The organism is Nioella sp. (genome assembly GCF_965215655.1).
Classification (GTDB): domain Bacteria; phylum Pseudomonadota; class Alphaproteobacteria; order Rhodobacterales; family Rhodobacteraceae; genus Nioella.
In genome coordinates this window covers 1,057,393-1,074,392 of the sequence record NZ_OZ244111.1, presented here as the reverse complement: position 1 = coordinate 1,074,392, position 17,000 = coordinate 1,057,393, and the positions used below count along the sequence as shown (strand labels likewise).

At 64.7% G+C, this 17,000-nt stretch carries 14 protein-coding genes; 8 read left to right on the top strand and 6 right to left on the bottom strand.

The features are described from left to right. Window positions 1-6: 6 nt before the first annotated feature. The 3 genes from ACOOEX_RS05495 to ACOOEX_RS05485 form a co-directional block, all read right to left on the bottom strand. Window positions 7-1,170 (bottom strand): isovaleryl-CoA dehydrogenase, encoded by a 1,164-nt coding sequence (locus ACOOEX_RS05495; RefSeq protein ID WP_420397497.1) that lies wholly within the window; start codon window positions 1,168-1,170, stop codon window positions 7-9. A gap of 180 nt (window positions 1,171-1,350) precedes the next feature. Next, a complete protein-coding gene (locus ACOOEX_RS05490) occupies window positions 1,351-2,550 on the bottom strand; it encodes a DegT/DnrJ/EryC1/StrS family aminotransferase (protein ID WP_420397496.1) in 1,200 nt (399 codons plus the stop codon). Between the two features lie 32 nt (window positions 2,551-2,582). Continuing rightward, window positions 2,583-3,272: an HAD-IA family hydrolase gene (locus ACOOEX_RS05485; protein WP_420397495.1), complete on the bottom strand. Its 690-nt coding sequence runs from the start codon at window positions 3,270-3,272 to the stop codon at window positions 2,583-2,585. 113 nt (window positions 3,273-3,385) lie between these two features. On the opposite strand from ACOOEX_RS05485, the gene glmU reads away from it, so the two are divergent. Genes glmU through ACOOEX_RS05470 form a run of 3 tightly spaced genes read left to right on the top strand, consistent with a single transcriptional unit; the run spans window position 3,386 to window position 7,246 of the window. Continuing rightward, window positions 3,386-4,750: a bifunctional UDP-N-acetylglucosamine diphosphorylase/glucosamine-1-phosphate N-acetyltransferase GlmU gene (glmU, locus tag ACOOEX_RS05480; protein WP_420397494.1), complete on the top strand. Its 1,365-nt coding sequence runs from the start codon at window positions 3,386-3,388 to the stop codon at window positions 4,748-4,750. Between the two features lies 1 nt (window position 4,751). Further along, on the top strand, window positions 4,752-6,569 hold the full coding sequence (gene glmS, locus ACOOEX_RS05475) for a glutamine--fructose-6-phosphate transaminase (isomerizing) (protein ID WP_420397493.1): 1,818 nt from the start codon (window positions 4,752-4,754) through the stop codon (window positions 6,567-6,569). Next, on the top strand, window positions 6,566-7,246 hold the full coding sequence (locus ACOOEX_RS05470) for a DNA alkylation repair protein (protein ID WP_420397492.1): 681 nt from the start codon (window positions 6,566-6,568) through the stop codon (window positions 7,244-7,246). The genes glmS and ACOOEX_RS05470 overlap by 4 nt, the downstream gene beginning before the upstream one ends. 299 nt (window positions 7,247-7,545) lie before the next feature. Here ACOOEX_RS05470 and ACOOEX_RS05465 read toward each other — a convergent pair whose 3' ends face one another. Beyond that, complete coding sequence (locus ACOOEX_RS05465) at window positions 7,546-8,517, bottom strand: threonine dehydratase (protein WP_420397491.1); 972 nt, start codon at window positions 8,515-8,517, stop codon at window positions 7,546-7,548. A gap of 118 nt (window positions 8,518-8,635) precedes the next feature. On the opposite strand from ACOOEX_RS05465, the gene ACOOEX_RS05460 reads away from it, so the two are divergent. From ACOOEX_RS05460 to ACOOEX_RS05450, 3 genes are all read left to right on the top strand, one after another. Beyond that, window positions 8,636-9,874, top strand: a complete 1,239-nt coding sequence (locus tag ACOOEX_RS05460) for an aspartate kinase (RefSeq protein WP_420397490.1) — start codon at window positions 8,636-8,638, stop codon at window positions 9,872-9,874. 216 nt (window positions 9,875-10,090) lie between these two features. Then, on the top strand, window positions 10,091-12,334 hold the full coding sequence (gene ptsP, locus ACOOEX_RS05455; protein WP_420397489.1) for a phosphoenolpyruvate--protein phosphotransferase: 2,244 nt from the start codon (window positions 10,091-10,093) through the stop codon (window positions 12,332-12,334). A 97-nt stretch (window positions 12,335-12,431) separates the two neighbouring features. Further along, a complete protein-coding gene (locus ACOOEX_RS05450; RefSeq protein WP_420397488.1) occupies window positions 12,432-13,349 on the top strand; it encodes a hypothetical protein in 918 nt (305 codons plus the stop codon). 140 nt (window positions 13,350-13,489) lie between these two features. On the opposite strand, the gene ACOOEX_RS05445 is transcribed toward ACOOEX_RS05450, so the two are convergent. Beyond that, window positions 13,490-13,966: a GNAT family N-acetyltransferase gene (locus ACOOEX_RS05445; RefSeq protein WP_420397487.1), complete on the bottom strand. Its 477-nt coding sequence runs from the start codon at window positions 13,964-13,966 to the stop codon at window positions 13,490-13,492. Between the two features lie 85 nt (window positions 13,967-14,051). On the opposite strand from ACOOEX_RS05445, the gene ACOOEX_RS05440 reads away from it, so the two are divergent. Further along, window positions 14,052-14,657, top strand: a complete 606-nt coding sequence (locus ACOOEX_RS05440; RefSeq protein WP_420397486.1) for a flavin reductase family protein — start codon at window positions 14,052-14,054, stop codon at window positions 14,655-14,657. Here the strand turns inward: ACOOEX_RS05440 and ACOOEX_RS05435 are convergent. Beyond that, the gene (locus ACOOEX_RS05435; RefSeq protein WP_420397485.1) at window positions 14,632-15,528 is read right to left on the bottom strand and encodes a LysR family transcriptional regulator; all 897 of its coding nucleotides are present in this window, start codon (window positions 15,526-15,528) and stop codon (window positions 14,632-14,634) included. The genes ACOOEX_RS05440 and ACOOEX_RS05435 overlap by 26 nt on opposite strands. Window positions 15,529-15,631: 103 nt before the next feature. Here ACOOEX_RS05435 and glyA point away from each other — a divergent pair, with 103 nt between their 5' ends. Then, entirely contained in the window at window positions 15,632-16,948 is a 1,317-nt protein-coding gene (gene glyA, locus ACOOEX_RS05430; RefSeq protein WP_420397484.1) for a serine hydroxymethyltransferase, read from the top strand. Window positions 16,949-17,000: the final 52 nt, after the last annotated feature.

The window sequence follows — 17,000 nt, the reverse complement described above, 5'->3', positions numbered from 1 at the left end:
AGGGGCTCAGCCCATGGTGTTCATCAACTCGCGCCCAACCAGCATCCGGCGAATCTCGGACGTGCCTGCGCCAATCTCCATCAGCTTGGCGTCGCGGAAGATGCGGCTTACCGGGCTGTCGGACAGGAACCCTGCGCCGCCCATGGCCTGCACCGCCTGATGCGCCTGCTTCATCGCCTCTTCCGAGGCATAGAGGCAGCAAGCCGCCGCATCCTGACGGGTCACGTCGCCCCGATCGCAGGCCTTGGCGACCTCGTACACATAGGCGCGGGCGGAGTTCATCGCCGTGTACATGTCGGCGATCTTGCCCTGCATCAGCTGGAAGCTGCCAATCGGTTGCCCGAACTGCTTGCGGTCACGCAAATAGGGCATGATCTCATCCAGACAGGCGGCCATGATGCCGGTGCCGATCCCCGCCAGCACCACGCGTTCATAGTCGAGCCCAGACATCAGCACGCGCACACCCTTGCCCTCTTCGCCCAGGATGTTCTCGAAGGGCACTTCCACGTCCTCGAAAATCAGCTCCGCCGTGTTCGAGCCGCGCATGCCGAGCTTGTCGAAATGCTCCGACGTGCTGAACCCCACCATGTCCTTTTCAATGAGGAAAGCGGTGATGCCCTTGCTGCCCGCCTCCGGGTCGGTCTTGGCATAAACCACCAGCGTGTCGGCATCGCAGCCATTGGTGATCCAGTATTTCGTGCCGTTCAGAATAAAGCGGTCGTTGCGCTTCTCGGCGCGCAGTTTCATCGAGACGACGTCGGACCCCGCCCCGGCTTCCGACATGGCGAGCGCGCCCACATGCTCGCCCGACACAAGGCGCGGCAGGTATTTCGCGCGCTGTTCGTCGGTGCCATTGAGCTTGATCTGGTTCACGCAAAGGTTGGAATGCGCGCCGTAGGAGAGTGAGACCGAGGCCGAGGCCCGCGCGATTTCCTCCACCGCGATGACATGCGCGAGGTAGGACATGCCCGCTCCGCCGTATTCTTCGGGTACGGTAATCCCCAAAAGACCAAGCTCGCCCATTTCGGTCCACAGGTCTGCCGGGAACAGGTTCTGCTTGTCGATGTCCTGTGCCATCGGGCGGATACGCTCCTGCGCCCAACGATGCACCATGTCGCGCAGGGCATTCACCTCTTCGCCCAGATCGAATGTCATGCTGGCCATGAACATGGACCGCCTCCTTCATAATTGAACGCTTGTTCAGTTAATACGCATGACCGACCCGCGAGTCAAAAGAATCCTGTGCTTCGCGACGCTACGGCACGAAACCACGCGGGAAAAATCTTCCAGAAGATTTTTGCGGATGGGGATGCTGAAAAATCTTCTGGAAGATTTTTCCTGGCCCGGGGGTCAGGCGGACAGGGCCGTTGACCGCACCTCTTCGGCAATGATCCCCGCGATCAGCCGCGCATCCTGCACCGAGAAGGTCAGCGGCAGCCGCATATCCATCAGCCCGGACAGGATCCGGTCGGTATTGGGCAGGCTCTGCGGGCTGGCATAGCGCCAGCTGTCATAGCGAGAGGTGAAGGCCACGGGCTCCGCGCCTCCGAACCATTTCAGGTCCACACCGCGGGCGGCACACCGCCTGATCACGTCGTCGATCTGGTCAGGCGAAAACTCCGGCAGCAGGAACTGGATCGACGATCCGACGATGCTTTCCTCCTCGGGCCGCTCGATCACCTTCAGCCCCGGCGTATTGCGCAGACCCTCCTCCACCGCGTGATAAAGCGCGTTCCAGCGATCGATCTGGCGCGGCAGGTCGGCCAGTTGCGGGCGCAGGATCGCCGCGCGCAGGTTGTCCATCCGGCCCGAGACATTGGGCGTCACCCACTTCACCTGCTCGAACGCCTCGGGCGGCGGCGCGGCGCGGTGGCGGGCATAGAGCATATAGCTGCCCGACAGCATGATCGCGCGGGCCATCAGCTCCGGGTTGTCGGAGGTCAGGATGCCGCCCTCGCCGGAATTCATATGCTTATAGGTCTGGGTCGAATAGGCTGCCATCGCCCCATGCCGTCCTGACGGCACGCCCTTCCAGGCCCCGCCCATGGTATGGGCGCAATCCTCGACAACCTGCACCCCGGCGCCGTCGCAGATCTGCATCAACAGCTCCATATCGCAAATATGCCCGCGCATATGCGAGAGAAGCAGCACCTTGGCATCCGTTTCAGCCACCAGTCGCGCGAGGTGATCGAGGTCGATGGTCAGGTCCTCGGTGACTTCCACAAAGACCGGCTCGGCATTCACCGCTGCAATCGCACCGGGCACCGGGGCCAGCGTAAAGCCGTTGGTCAGCACCTTGTCGCCGGGTTGAACGCCAAGGGCGCGCAGGGCACAGCCGATGGCATAGCCGCCTGAGGCCACGGCCAGCGCGTATTTCGCGCCTGTGAAGGCGGCGAATTCCTCTTCCAGCAGGGCCGTTTCGGCCACCTCGCCATCCGCCACGTTGTAGCGGTGCAGACGCCCGCCCCGCATCACGCGCAGCGCCGCCTCGATCCCGGCTTCGGGGATCGGCTCCTGCTGCGTGAAACTGCCTTTGAAGACTGTGCTCATGGAGAATGTTGTGGGGTCTGAGGCGGCGTTCGTCAATCCAGAAGCTGGCGGGCCAGGTCCGGCATGTCCTCGTAGCGGTGCAAGAGCGCCTCGGGGGCCAGCTCGACCACCCCGCCCCCAAGCGGCCCGAAGGTCACCAGAACCGAGGGCACCCCGGCGGCGCGGGCGGTTTCCCGGTCGGTGACCGTATCGCCAACCAGCAGGGATCGCGCCACATCCCCCCCGGCCCTCTCGACCGATGCCACGAAGGGCGCCGGGTCCGGCTTGCGCGTGGGCAGCGTGTCGGCCCCGATGAGCGAGCCGAAAAGGCCGCGCACCCCAAGCCGTGTCAGCAGGGTCTCGGCCAGCCCCTCGGGCTTGTTGGTGCAGACGCCCACGCGGATCCCGTCCGCCCGCAGCGCCTCGACAGCCGCGACCGCGCCGGGATACATCACCGTGTGCACGTCGATCGCCTGCCCATAGGCTTCCAGCAGGATCGGATAGCCCCGGTCGATTTCCGGTTCCGGGTCGCTATGCCCAAGCCGCTCGAAACTGAGTGTCAGCATCGCCCGCCCGCCACGCAGGGCGGTCGGATCATCTCGCCCCCGTTCCAGTTGAGGCGCATAGCCCATGGCCGCCATCGCCGCATTCCCTGCCGCGATCAGGTCACCACTGGTATCGGCCAAAGTCCCGTCCAGATCGAAGATCACCGTGCGCATACCTGCCCCCTTGCTCACTGCCATGGCAGGTTTCCGCCTGCGATTGAAACGAACCGTAAGGGTTTTTGACGACAGCCCGCCTTGCGCCCTTTGCCCGCTTGCATAATACCGGGGGCGAGAAAACGAAAGCAGGTGACATGCAGTCAGATGAACGGCCTTGCGCCCTTGTGATCCTTGCAGCGGGACAGGGCACGCGGATGAACTCCGATCTTCCGAAGGTGCTGCACCCGCTTGGGGGGGCACCTTTGGTGGTCCATGCGATGGATGCGGGCGCGGCGCTGGCACCAGAGCGGACCGTGGTGGTTGTCGGCCATGGCGGGGCGGCGGTCGAAAAGGCCGTGCGCGCCCATGACGAGGACGCCATCTGCGTCACCCAGACCGAGCAACTCGGGACCGGCCACGCGGTTCAGCAGGCCGCCGCCGCTCTGGAAGGGTTCGAGGGCGATGTCATCGTCCTTTACGGCGACACACCCTTCATCAGCGAGGACACGCTGGCACGCATGCTGGCGGCCCGCGCGACACATGACATCGTGGTTCTGGGGTTCGAGGCCGCCGATCCGGGTCGCTACGGCCGCCTTGTGATGGAAAGCGACCGGCTGGCCCGCATTGTCGAGGCCAAGGACGCCAGCCCTGACGAACTCGCCATCACCCTTTGCAACTCCGGCCTCATGGCAGCTGACGCCGCGACGCTGATGGCGTTGCTGGCCGAGGTCGGCAATGACAATGCTTCGGGCGAATATTACCTGACGGATGTGCCCGCGATTGCCGCCGCAAAGGGCCTGACCGCCACCGCCGTCACCTGCGACGAGGCCGAAACGCTCGGCATCAACACCCGCGCCGAACTGGCCGGGGCAGAGGCACTGTTCCAGAAACGCAAACGGGCCGAAGTACTTGAAGGCGGCGTGACCATGACCGCCCCCGAAACGGTCTACTTTGCCCATGACACCTGGATCGGGCGCGATGTGGTGATCGAACCGCATGTGGTCTTCGGCCCCGGTGTGACCGTGGAAAATGACGCCACGATCCGGGCGTTTTCGCATCTGGAAGGCTGCCATCTGGGGGCCCGTGTCACCGTGGGGCCTTATGCCCGCCTGCGCCCCGGCGCAGAACTGGGCAATGACGCGCGGATCGGCAATTTCGTCGAGGTGAAAGCCGCCGAAATCGGCGAAGGCGCCAAGGTCAATCACCTTTCCTATATCGGCGATGCCGAGATCGGCGAGGGCAGCAATATCGGCGCGGGCACCATCACCTGCAATTATGACGGCGTCTTCAAGCACCGCACCATGGTGGGCCGCGACGTGTTCATCGGGTCAAACACAATGCTGGTGGCCCCGGTCACCGTGGGCGACGGGGCGATGACGGGCTCGGGGTCTGTCATCACCAGTGACGTGCCCGCGGGCGACATGGCCCTTGGCCGCGCCAAACAGGTCAATAAGACCGGGCTAGGCGCCCGGCTCATGGCGCGGCTGCGTGCGATGAAAGCGGACAAGAAGGGGCAGTAACATGTGCGGTATCGTCGGAGTCCTCGGCAATCACGAGGTCGCGCCCATTCTGGTCGAAAGCCTTAAACGGCTGGAATATCGCGGTTATGACAGTGCCGGGATCGCCACGGTTCAGGATGGCCATCTCGACCGCCGCCGCGCCGTGGGCAAGCTGGTGAACCTGTCGGATCTTCTGGTGCACGAGCCTCTGCGCGGCAAATCCGGTATCGGCCATACCAGATGGGCCACCCATGGCGCACCAACGGTCGACAACGCCCATCCCCATCAGGCGGGCCGCGTCGCTGTCGTGCATAATGGCATCATCGAGAACTACCGCGAATTGCGCGCGGATCTCGCCGCAAAGGGCATCGGCTTTTCCACCGATACCGACACCGAAACCATCGCGCTTCTGTGCGAACATCTGCTCGACACCGGGCTTGCCCCCCGCGCCGCCGCCCGCGAAACCCTGCGCCGTCTGGAAGGTGCCTTTGCGCTGGCGTTCCTGTTCCATGGAGAGGACGATCTGATCGTCGCCGCCCGCAAAGGCAGCCCGCTGGCCGTGGGCTATGGCGAGGGCGAGATGTTCGTGGGCTCCGACGCCATCGCACTGGCCCCGATGACCGACCGGGTCACCTATCTGGAAGAAGGCGACTACGCCTATATCACCCGGCAGGGCGTGCAGATCTTCGACGAGGAAGACCGCCCCGCCAACCGCGAGATCCGCAAAATCTCCGCGCAGGCCGCCCAGATCGACAAGGGCGGACACAAGCATTTCATGGCCAAGGAGGTCTTTGAACAGCCCGTCGTCCTGGCCGAATGCCTCGCCCATTATTCCAGCGGCGACGCGGTCGAGATCCCCGAAGGGGAGGTTGATTTCACCAACACCGACCGGCTGATCCTCGTGGCCTGCGGCACCGCAAACTATGCCTGCCTTGTCGCCAAATACTGGTTCGAGCAGCTTGCCGGCCTGCCCTGCGATGTCGATATCGCCAGCGAATTCCGCTACCGCGAACCGCCCGTCTCCGACCGCGCCACCGCGCTATTCGTCAGCCAGTCGGGCGAAACCGCCGACACGCTGGCCGCCCTGCGCTACTGCGAGGGCAAGGCCGCGCGTATCCTTTCCGTGGTCAACGTCCCCGAAAGCTCCATCGCCCGCGAAAGCGACCTCGCCTTGCCGATCATGGCCGGGGTCGAGGTGGGCGTTGCCTCGACCAAGGCTTTCGTCTGCCAGTTGGCGGTTCTGGCCAATCTCGCCATCCTCGCCGCCCGCCAGAAGGGCCGCATCGACGCCGCGCGCGAGGCCGAGTTGCTGGGGCAGCTGCGCGGCCTTCCCGGCCTCGTCAATCAGGCGCTTGCGCTGGAAGACCAGATCAAGCGCCACACCGGCAGCCTGTCCCGCGCGCAGACCGTCCTCTTCCTCGGCCGTGGCGCGATGTTCCCGCTGGCGCTGGAAGGCGCACTGAAGCTCAAAGAAATCAGCTATATCCACGCCGAGGGCTACGCGAGCGGTGAACTGAAACATGGCCCTATCGCACTGGTGGACAAGACCGTGCCGGTGGTCGTCATGGCCCCCACTGACGCGCTCTTCGACAAGACCGTCAGCAATATGCAGGAGGTCATGGCGCGCGAAGGCCAGGTCTGGCTGGTGACCGATGCGGCGGGGTCGAGCATGGCGCGCGAAGGCGTCTGGCAGACGCTCATCATGCCCAATGTGGACCCGTTCTTCGCGCCGATCCTTTACTCGATCCCGGCGCAGCTCATCGCCTATCACACCGCCGTGCATAAAGGCACCGACGTGGACCAGCCGCGCAACCTCGCCAAATCCGTGACCGTGGAATGACACCCCAGGACGCGCTCGCCGCGCTTGAGGCGCAGTCTGACCCGGACCGGGCCGCGCAGATGCGCGCCTACCACAAGATCGACCGCCCCTACCTGGGCCTGTCGAACGAGGTCTGTAACGCGCTGGCGGCGGAGTGGCGCAAGGCCATGACACTGGAAGACCGGCTCGCGCTCGCCGATGCGCTCTGGCAGACGAATATCTTCGAGGCCAGGATCACCGCCGCCAAACTGCTGGTGCAGGCGCGGATACGGCCCGAGGATGACAGCGCATGGCAACTCATCCAAAGATGGCTCCCCGATTTCGACTCATGGGCCATCGCCGATGCCGTTGCCATGGCGGGCCAGCGCAGGCTCACCGCCGAACCCACCCGCCTTGATGCGGTCGAGGACTGGACCACCTCCGATCACCTGTGGACGAAACGCGCCGCCCTCGTCTTCACCCTGCCCTGGACGAAACAGCGCCACCCCAAGCCCGCGGAGACCGCCGCGCGCGACCGCATCCTTGGATGGGCCGCCGCCTATACCGAAGACCCCGAGTGGTTTATTCAAAAAGCCGTCGCCTGGTGGCTGCGCGATCTCTCTAAAAAAGACCCCGAGCGCGCAAGCGCCTTCCTTGCAGAGCATGGGCAGAAGATGAAACCCTTCGCCCGTAAGGAAGCCGCCAAATACATTCCCTGACATCACCGCAAGCTGCAAACGCGAGCAGGGCACCGGGTCAAGGCGCGCGAATGCGCCCGCCTAAGGCGGCTTGGCCTTGACGCGGGCGCGACTCGCAATCAGCCTCGAACAGGTCCTGTGACGGGACAGATCCCGGCAACAGGACCTCTCAGCAGACTGGCATCACCCTCGCCATCAAAACCACCCGCACTCAAGGCAAACCGGACCCAACCGATATCCCGTGGCAACGCGGCCCGACGACGGCCCCGAAGGGGCCCGAGGAGGGGCGCTCCCGCCGCGACGGCGTCAGCCGGCGCAACTCACACGTCAGGCACGCCCCCCTCCAGCACCGTGCGGAACCAGCCCATGTCGATATTCCCCCCCGACAGGATCACGCCCACCTTCTTGCCCGCCATCCGCTCCCGCTCCTTTATCAGGGCGGCCAGCGGCGCGGCTCCGGCCCCTTCGGCAAGGTTATGCGTGGCGGTGTAGTAAAGCCTCATGGCATCCGCGATTTCTTCTTCGCTGACGCTCACGATCCGCGCCGCCCCGGCGCAATAAATCTCGAACGCCTCCTTCACCGGCACCCGCACCGCCATCCCGTCGGCGAAGGTGCGCGCCGAGTTCGTCTCGACCATCGCCCCCGCCTCAAAAGACAGTTTCGCCGTCTGCGCGTGGTCCGACACGACACCCACCACCTCGGTTTTCAACCCAAACGCATCCCGCGCCAGGATGGTCCCGCAGATGCCGGACCCACAGCCAATGGGCACATAGACCGTGTCGAGATCCTTCAAAACCGAGAACAGCTCATACCCATAGGTCGCCACGCCCCGCACCAGCTCCTTATGGAAAGGCGGCACCACGCTCAGACCCTCGGCCTCCGCCACCCGCATCGCCTCTTCCTTGGCGGTATCGAAATCCTCGCCGAACTCCATCAGCTCCGCGCCATAGCCGCGCATCGCCGCGTTTTTCTCGACCGAGTTGCCATGGGGCACGTAGACCAGCGCCCTCAGCCCCGCCGCCGTTGCCGCCCGCGCCTGGCTTTGGCCGTGGTTGCCCCGCGTCGCGGTGCAGATGCCGGGGCTCTCGGGATGGTCGCGCTGCAGCCAGTCCATGAAGGTGATGCCGCCGCGCACCTTGAACGCCCCCGTTGGCGCGTGATTCTCATGCTTCACCCAGACCTCGACCCCGGTCGCAGCAGACAGGCCCGGCCAGTGATATTGCGGCGTCGGTGACATCTGCCCATGCACCAGGTCCGCTGCTGCCTCCAGCTCCGCTACCGAAAACCGCATCCCCTGCCCTCCTTGCCTATCCATTGGGTCGCACCCTAGCGCTGCCTCCGGCCCTTGTCAGGCCCCCCGTGCGCCCGTATGAAGCGCGCGAACCGCAAAGGGGGACGGCTGGGGACCCATGCCCATTCTCGTGATGAAATTCGGCGGCACCTCTGTCGCCACGCTCGACCGTATCCGCCGCGCCGCCAAGCGCGTGGGCCGCGAGGTTGCCAATGGCTATGACGTGATCGTCATCGTCTCGGCCATGTCCGGTGAGACCAACAAGCTCGTAGGCTATGTCGAGGAAACCTCGCATTTGTACGATGCCCGCGAATATGACGCGGTGGTCAGCTCAGGTGAAAACGTGACCGCGGGCCTCATGGCGCTGACGCTTCAGGAAATGGACGTGCCCGCGCGCAGCTGGCAGGGCTGGCAGGTGCCGCTCATTACCACCTCGGCTCATGCCTCGGCGCGGATCGAGGAAATCCCGACGACGAATATCAACGCCAAATTCGGCGAGGGTATGAAAGTGGCCGTCGTCGCGGGCTTCCAGGGCATTTCGCCAGAGGGCCGCATCACCACGCTCGGCCGGGGCGGATCGGACACGACCGCTGTTGCCTTCGCCGCCGCCTTCGGCGCGGAGCGCTGCGACATCTATACCGATGTGGACGGGGTCTACACCACCGACCCGCGCATCTGCGACAAGGCCCGCAAGCTCGACCGCATCGCCTTCGAGGAAATGCTGGAATTGGCCTCGCTTGGCGCCAAGGTATTGCAGACCCGCTCGGTCGAACTCGCAATGAAATACAAGGTGCGCCTTCGGGTGCTAAGCTCTTTCGAAGAGCAGACGGACGAGGCCGGAACCCTCGTCTGCGATGAGGAGGACGTCATGGAAGCCAACGCAGTTGCAGGTGTCGCCTATTCCAAGGACGAGGCCAAGGTCACCCTGGTCTCGGTCGCCGACCGCCCCGGTGTCTCCGCCGCCATCTTCGGCCCGCTGGCCGAGGCAGGCGTGAATGTGGACATGATCGTGCAGAACATCTCGGAAGAGGGCCGCACCGACATGACCTTCTCCTGCCCCACCAACCAGGTGGCGCGGGCCGAACAGGCGCTCAACGCCGCGAAAGAGCGGGGCGAGATCAACTTCCACGGGCTGATCTCGGACACCAATGTCGCCAAGGTCTCGATCGTCGGCATCGGCATGCGCAGCCACGCTGGTGTGGCCGCCCGGATGTTCCAGGCCCTGCGTGACGAGAATATCAACATCAAGGTGATCACCACCTCCGAGATCAAGGTCTCGGTCCTGATCGACCGCAAATACATGGAACTGGCCGTTCAGGCACTTCATGACGCGTTCGAACTGGAAAAGGCGGGCTGACCGGACCGGAGCCAGATGAGCTACAGGCAAAGGGCGCGACACGAAGCGCCCTTTTCTTTTGCATTCGACCGCTCCGCGACGCGTTCACGGCCCTGACCCCCGGCATTCCGCCGGTTGGCGCTAACACATTGTCTTGCGCATTGCGCCCACCCCGACCGGCACGGTATTGCTGGTTGCGGGGGGCAGAACGCCCGGCAGGGATCCAGGGAAGTCAATATGCCCGAAAGGACAGAAACCGAGAGCAGGAAACTGCTCCGCCGCTTGCAGGCGACACTGGCCGAGGCCGGTGCCGGTCAGGAACGGCTGGACCGGATCACCCATATCATCGCCGATTCGCTTGGCTGCGAAGTCTGTTCCATCTACCTGTTCCGCGATGCCATCACGCTGGAGCTTTGTGCCACCGAGGGCCTTGCGCAAGAGGCCGTGCACGTCACCCGCCTGCGCGTGGGCGAGGGCCTTGTGGGCCGCGTCGCCAGTCGCATGCGGCCGGTGAACACCGACAACGCCCCCGCCGAACCCGGCTTCCGCTACATGCCCGAAACCGGCGAGGAGGCCTTCACCTCTTTCCTCGGCGTGCCCATCCAGCGGCTAGGCGAAAAGCTTGGTGTGCTGGTCATCCAGTCGAAAGAGGCGCGCAGCTTCACCGACGATGAGCTTTATGCCGTCGAGGTCGTCGCCATGGTACTGGCCGAAATGACCGAGCTTGGCGCCTTCGTCGGTGAGGGCGAAGCCATGTCCGCCCGCCACCAGCAATCGGTGGTGTTCCATGGCGGCATCGGGCAAGAGGGCGCGGCCGAGGGCAAGGTCTGGCTGCACGAGCCGCGCGTGGTAATCACCAACCCGATTGCCGACGACCCCGCCGAGGAGCGCAAGCGCCTGACCGAGGCGGTGGACAAGCTGCGCATGTCGGTCGACCAGATGCTGTCCAATGCCCCCAAGGGCGATGCCGAACAGATCGAGGTGCTCCAGGCCTATCGCATGTTCGCCAATTCCCGCGGCTGGATGCGGCGGATGGAGGAAGACATCGAACGCGGCCTGTCCGCCGAGGCAGCCGTCGAAAAGGAACAATCCACCGCCCGCGCAAGGATGCAGACGGTGCCCGACGCCTATCTGCGCGAACGCCTTCACGATCTTGACGACCTCTCCAACCGCCTGCTGCGGCAGCTGACCGGTCAGGGGGCCGACACCGGCGCGCAGATGCCGGAAAATCCGGTTCTGGTGGCGCGCAATATCGGCCCTGCGGAACTGCTGGATTATGGCCGATCCCTCAAGGGCGTGGTGCTGGAGGAAGGCTCGGTCGCGAGTCACGCCGCCATTGTCGCCCGCGCGCTTGCGATCCCGCTGATCGTCCACGCGGGGCGGATCACGCAAGAGGCGCTGAACGGCGACACGATCCTTGTCGATGGCGATGCGGGGGTCGTTCACCTGCGCCCCGAGGAAACCGTGGCCACCGCCTTCCGCGACAAGATCGCCATGCGCGCCGCCGCGCAGGAACGCTATGCCTCGATCCGTGACAAGCCCGCCGAAACGCTGGATGGGGCGCATATCGCGCTGACGATGAATGCCGGGCTGATGGCCGATCTGCCCTCGCTGCCCTCCTCCGGGGCCGAGGGCGTGGGGCTTTTCCGCACCGAGCTGCAATTCCTGACCCGCAACACCGTGCCAAAGCGGGGCGAACTGGCCGCACTCTATGCGCGTGTCATGGATGCCGCAGGCGGCAAACGGGTCTGTTTCCGCACCCTCGATATCGGGTCGGACAAGGTGCTGCCCTATATGAAGCCGCAGGATGAACCCAACCCGGCGCTTGGCTGGCGGGCGATCCGGGTGGGGCTGGACAAGTCGGGCGTCATGCGGATGCAGCTACAGGCGCTTATTCGGGCCGCCAATGGCAGGCCGCTGACCGTGATGTTCCCTTTCATCGCCCAGTTCGAGGAATTCACCGCCGCCCGCGACCACCTGTTGCGTGAGCTGGACCGCGAAGCCGCGCTCGGCCACACCCTGCCCGAAAGCGTCGAGATCGGCGCCATGCTGGAAACCCCCTCGCTGGCCTTCGCGCCGCGTCAGTTCTTCGAACTGGCCGATTTCATCTCTATCGGCGGCAATGACCTGAAACAGTTCTTCTTTGCCGCCGACCGCGAAAACGAACGGGTGCGACGACGCTATGACACGCTCAACGTCAGCTTCCTGACCTTCCTGGGCCAGATCGTCGAGCGTTGCCAGGAGACGGATACGCCGCTCAGCTTCTGCGGCGAAGATGCGGGCCGCCCGGTCGAGGCGCTGTGTTTCGCCGCCATGGGGCTGAGGGCACTGTCGATGCGACCCGCCTCGATCGGCCCGGTGAAATCCCTGCTGCGCCGTGTGGACCTGCGCGAAGCCCGCGCCGTCATCAACGAGGCCCAGGCCCAAGGGGCACAATCGGTGCGGCCTGCCGTGATGGACTGGCTGAAGCGGGTGGGCTGACCTCACAGGCTGCAATCGGCGGTATTGACCGAAATCAATTTGCCGATGCCAACTATTGCGTACCCTCATTGCCATCGTGCCTATGAGGAGAAAGACCATGCTGAGGATTGAGACCAAGCCTGTCTGGGCAACCGCGCCCCGTGCATTCCTGACCGTTCTGGGTGTGACGATCCTGTCGATGTCATCCCCGGCCCATGCCCAGATGAACCCCTGTCCCTACACCAATGACGGCGATTGCGACGAACCCAACGGCCTTGGTTATTGTGCCTGGGGCACCGATACCGCCGATTGTTCAAACCCCTACTCCAATTTCGGAACCGGGCGCTACATCCCTCCCGGCAGCGGTGGCTACACGCCGCCGGTCTCCTCTGGCGGGCTGATGAACCCCTGCCCCTATACCAATGACGGCGACTGCGATGAACCCAACGGGCTTGGCCTCTGTGCCTGGGGCACCGATACCGCTGACTGCTCCAACCCCTATTCCAACTACGGCTCCGGCAGCGGCTATTCCGGGGGTGGCGGTGGCTACACGCCGCCCGTGACAGGTGGCGGCGGGTTGATGAACCCCTGCCCCTACACCAATGATGGCGATTGCGATGAGCCAAACGGGCTAGGCTACTGCGCCTGGGGCACCGATACCGCCGACTGTTCCAACCCCTACTCGAACTATGGCTCGGGCAGCGGCTATTCAGGCGGTGGTACGGGTCAGCCGCAGCCCCCGACGACCGGCACCGGCACCCCCGGCGTCAACGTCACGGGGACGTGGAATATCAACGCCAATGGGTATCAGGGATGGCTGACCATCACCTCGATTGGCGGCAGCACCCTGACCGGCAATATCAACTTCGGCAGCCAGGAGCCGATCACCGACGTCTCCTATAATGCCGCGACCGGGCAGCTCTATTTCGAGCGGCCCCAAGTCACGCAGACCTATACCGGTCAGGTCAGCGGCAACCAGATCACCGGTACGTTCACCTGGTCGGGTGGCACCTATAACTGGACAGCCAGCCGCTAGGCGCCCTGCACATCCCGACAAAAGGGCGGGCCCTCCCGCCCTTTTTCCATTTCGGCAATGCCGGGAGAGTCCCCGTTTTGTCTGCACGCCCGGTGTACGGGGGGTGTACAGGGGGTGTACGGGGGGCACCCCCCAGATTTTCAGCCCGTCCAGGCCGTCACGGGACCGGTGATCCCGTCCCAATCCCCGATCCCCAGAACCCGGTCGGGGTTGGTAGGTGGTGGCATTTCGACCCCCTCCAGCCGGGAAAACCCGAAGCGGCTGTAATAGGGCGCATCCCCCACCAGCAGCACACGTGGCCAGCCCAGATCCCAGGCGATCGACAGGCTGTCCTGCATCAGCGCGCCGCCCAACCCTTCGCCCTGGCGGGTCGGGTGCACAGCAACGGGACCAAGCAGCAACGCATCCGCTTCGCCCACGTGGACCGGCCAGTAACGTATTGCGCCTGCTAGGATATTCTCGGGATCCCGCGCCACGCGGCAGAGCCGTTCTACCGGCGGAATACCATCGCGCAACCGGTAGGAGGACAGCGCCTCGCGCCCCGGTGCAAAGCACAGGTCGTAAAGCGCCTCGACCTCCCAGTGGTCTTCCGAATTTTCCTGCCCGAACTGGTACACGCGCCCGATCCGTCCCGATTTTCTTCTGGAACCGCTGCTAGCACGGCGCTAGGTCCTTGCCAAACGGATCAACAAGGATTGCGCGATGTTCTATGAACCCAAGAACGGCCACGGCCTGCCTCACAACCCGTTCAACGCGCTGATCACTCCCCGCCCCATCGGCTGGATTTCCACAAGATCGTCAGAGGGTTACGACAACCTCGCCCCCTATTCCTTCTTCAACGGCGTGGCCTATACCCCGCCGCAGGTGATGTTTTCCTGCACCTCCGGCAAGCATGACCGGGATGGCGTGAAAGACAGCGTCGCCAATATCAGGGAGACCGGGGTTTTCTGTGTGAATGTCGTGGCTTACGAGATGGCGCAGGTGATGAACCAGACCTCCGGCCCCTGGGACAAGGAGGTGGATGAGTTCGTCGATGCAGGGATCGAAAAGGCCGAGTGCCAGCTGATCGACTGCCCCCGCGTCGCCGCCGCGCCCGCCAATATGGAATGCCGCCTGACCCAGATCGTGAAGATCGAGGGCGAGGCCAACACCGTGGTCTTCGGCGAAGTGATCGGCATCCACATGCGCGACGATTGCCTTGTGGATGGCATTTTCGACGTGCGGACCTTCCAACCGGTGGGGCGGCTCGGATACCGCGATTTCACCCGTGTGACAGAGCTGTTCAGCCTGAAGCGACCTCAGGAATAGCGCCTGATAACAAGGAGATAAGCCGGGCAAGATCACCCTTGGCCCGCGCCGGGCGGTCCAGCATCAAAACCCGGCCCGTCGGGTGGCGCCGTGTGTAGAGAGGGACCAGAGTGCCGTTTGCAAGCTGACGCTCCAGCAGGAAGCCATGGCCCATCAGAACACCTGCCCCCGCCTCGGCCTCCGCCACCGCAAGGCTGTAGAGCGAAAAGCGCGGCGCATCGGATAGATCAGGCAGAGCAATGCCTTCGTTCGCGGCCCAATCGGGCCAGTCGGATGACCAGCTTTCATCATTCAGCAAGGTTTCTGCCGTGAGGTCACCGTTGGCCCGCACCCGCGCCGCCACCTGCGGGGACGCAACAGGGACAATCTCGTCGGGGGCCAGCGCCACCCCCTCGGTGCAGTCGTCCGGGTCGCGCGGAAACAGGCTCAGGTCGAACAGGTCCCGCCGCAGGTTCGGCGGGGTCTCCAGCGCCGTGATCGACAGTTTCACCCCCGGCAGCGCTGCCCGGATCGCGGCAAGTCGGGGATAGAGCCAAAGCTGTGCCACGCTCGGCAGCGCCGCAATGGTCAGCGTCGCGCGGGGTTTCATCTCGCGGATCATCCGCGTGGCCTCGCCGATCCCGTCAAAGGCCCCCGCCAGCACCGGGGCCACCCGGCCCCCGGCCTCGGTCAGTTCCACGCCTTGCGCCCGGCGGCGGAACAGGGCCACGCCCGACCAGGCCTCCACCGCCTTGATATGCTGGGAAATCGCGCCGGGCGTCACCGACAATTCCTCTGCCGCCGCCGCGAAAGAGCCAAGCCGCGCGGCGGCTTCAAAGGCGCGTAACGCATTGAGAGCAGGCCCTTTCGGACGTGGTGGTGCAACACCCATTTCAACTACCCCTAGTTTTTCTAAACTCAAGAATAGGAAATCTGGTTTGCCCTGTCACCCCCTTGGCCCGCATGATCGGCGCAACCAGATGAGGAGACCCCACATGACACTCGCCCGCCGCGCTTGGGTGCCCGACGCCTGCGAAGACCTGATCCAGCGCATCGCCGCCCACACCGCCACCGAAGACAGCAGCGCCATCCATGAGCGGATCGAGGCGCTGGCCGAAGCCAACCGCCATATCCATGAGCGGGACTGCTTCAACCTCAACCCGGCCACCAACGTGATGAACCCCAAGGCCGAGGCGCTGTTGGCCAGCGGCATGGGCAGCCGCCCGTCGCTCGGCTATCCCGGTGACAAATATGAAATGGGGTTGGAGGCGATCGAGGAGATTGAGGTCATCGCGGCGGAACTGGCGGCCGAGGTGTTCGGCGCGAAATACGCGGAAATCCGGGTGCCGTCCGGGGCGATTTCCAACCTCTACGCCTTCATGGCGACCTGCAAGCCAGGCGACACTATCATCGCCCCGCCTGCTGCCGTCGGCGGGCACGTGACCCACCACGAGGCGGGCTGTGCGGGGCTTTACGGGCTGCTTATCCTGCCCGCGCCGGTCCATGCCGATGGCTACACGGTGGATGTGAACGGCCTGCGCAAGCTGGCACAGGCGGAGAATCCAAAGCTGATCACGCTTGGCGCGAGCCTCAACCTTTTCGAACACCCGGTGGCGGAGGTCCGCAAGGTGGCCGACGAGGTGGGCGCCAAGGTGCTCTTCGACGCGGCCCATCAATGCGGGATCATCGCGGGTAAGGCGTGGAAGGACCCGCTGGCCGAGGGCGCGCATCTGATGACCATGTCGACCTACAAGAGCCTTGGCGGTCCGGCTGGCGGGCTGATCGTGACGAACGAGGCCGATCTGGCCGAGAAGCTCGATCAGATCGCCTTTCCCGGCATGACCGCGAATTTCGACGTGGCCAAGTCGGCGGCGCTGGCGGTCACCATGCTGGACTGGCGCGACCATGGCCGGGCCTACGCGGCCGAGATGATCCGCATGGCGCAGGCGCTGGCAGAGGCGCTGGCAGGTGAGGGCCTGCCGATCTTCCGGGGTGCGGGCGGCTATACCCAATCGCACCAGTTTGCCATTGAAGCCAAGGGCTTCGGCGGCGGGCAGGCTGCCTCCAAGACGCTGCGGCAGGCGGGGTTCCTGGCCTGCGGGATCGGGTTGCCGATTGACCCGGTGGAAGGTGACATGAACGGCTTGCGCATCGGTACGCCGGAACTGGTCCGGTGGGGCATGACGGCGGAGGATGCGCCGCGACTGGCAAGCCTCATCGCGCAAGCCCTGCGCGCCAATGATCCCGCTGCCATGGCGGGCGAGGTTGCTGAGTGGCGGCAAAGCTTCGACCGGCTCCATTTCGTGAATTGAGCCCCCCGGCGCTGGCCGTTAGGGTGCGCCTGAAACGGCCAGCAAGGGGACA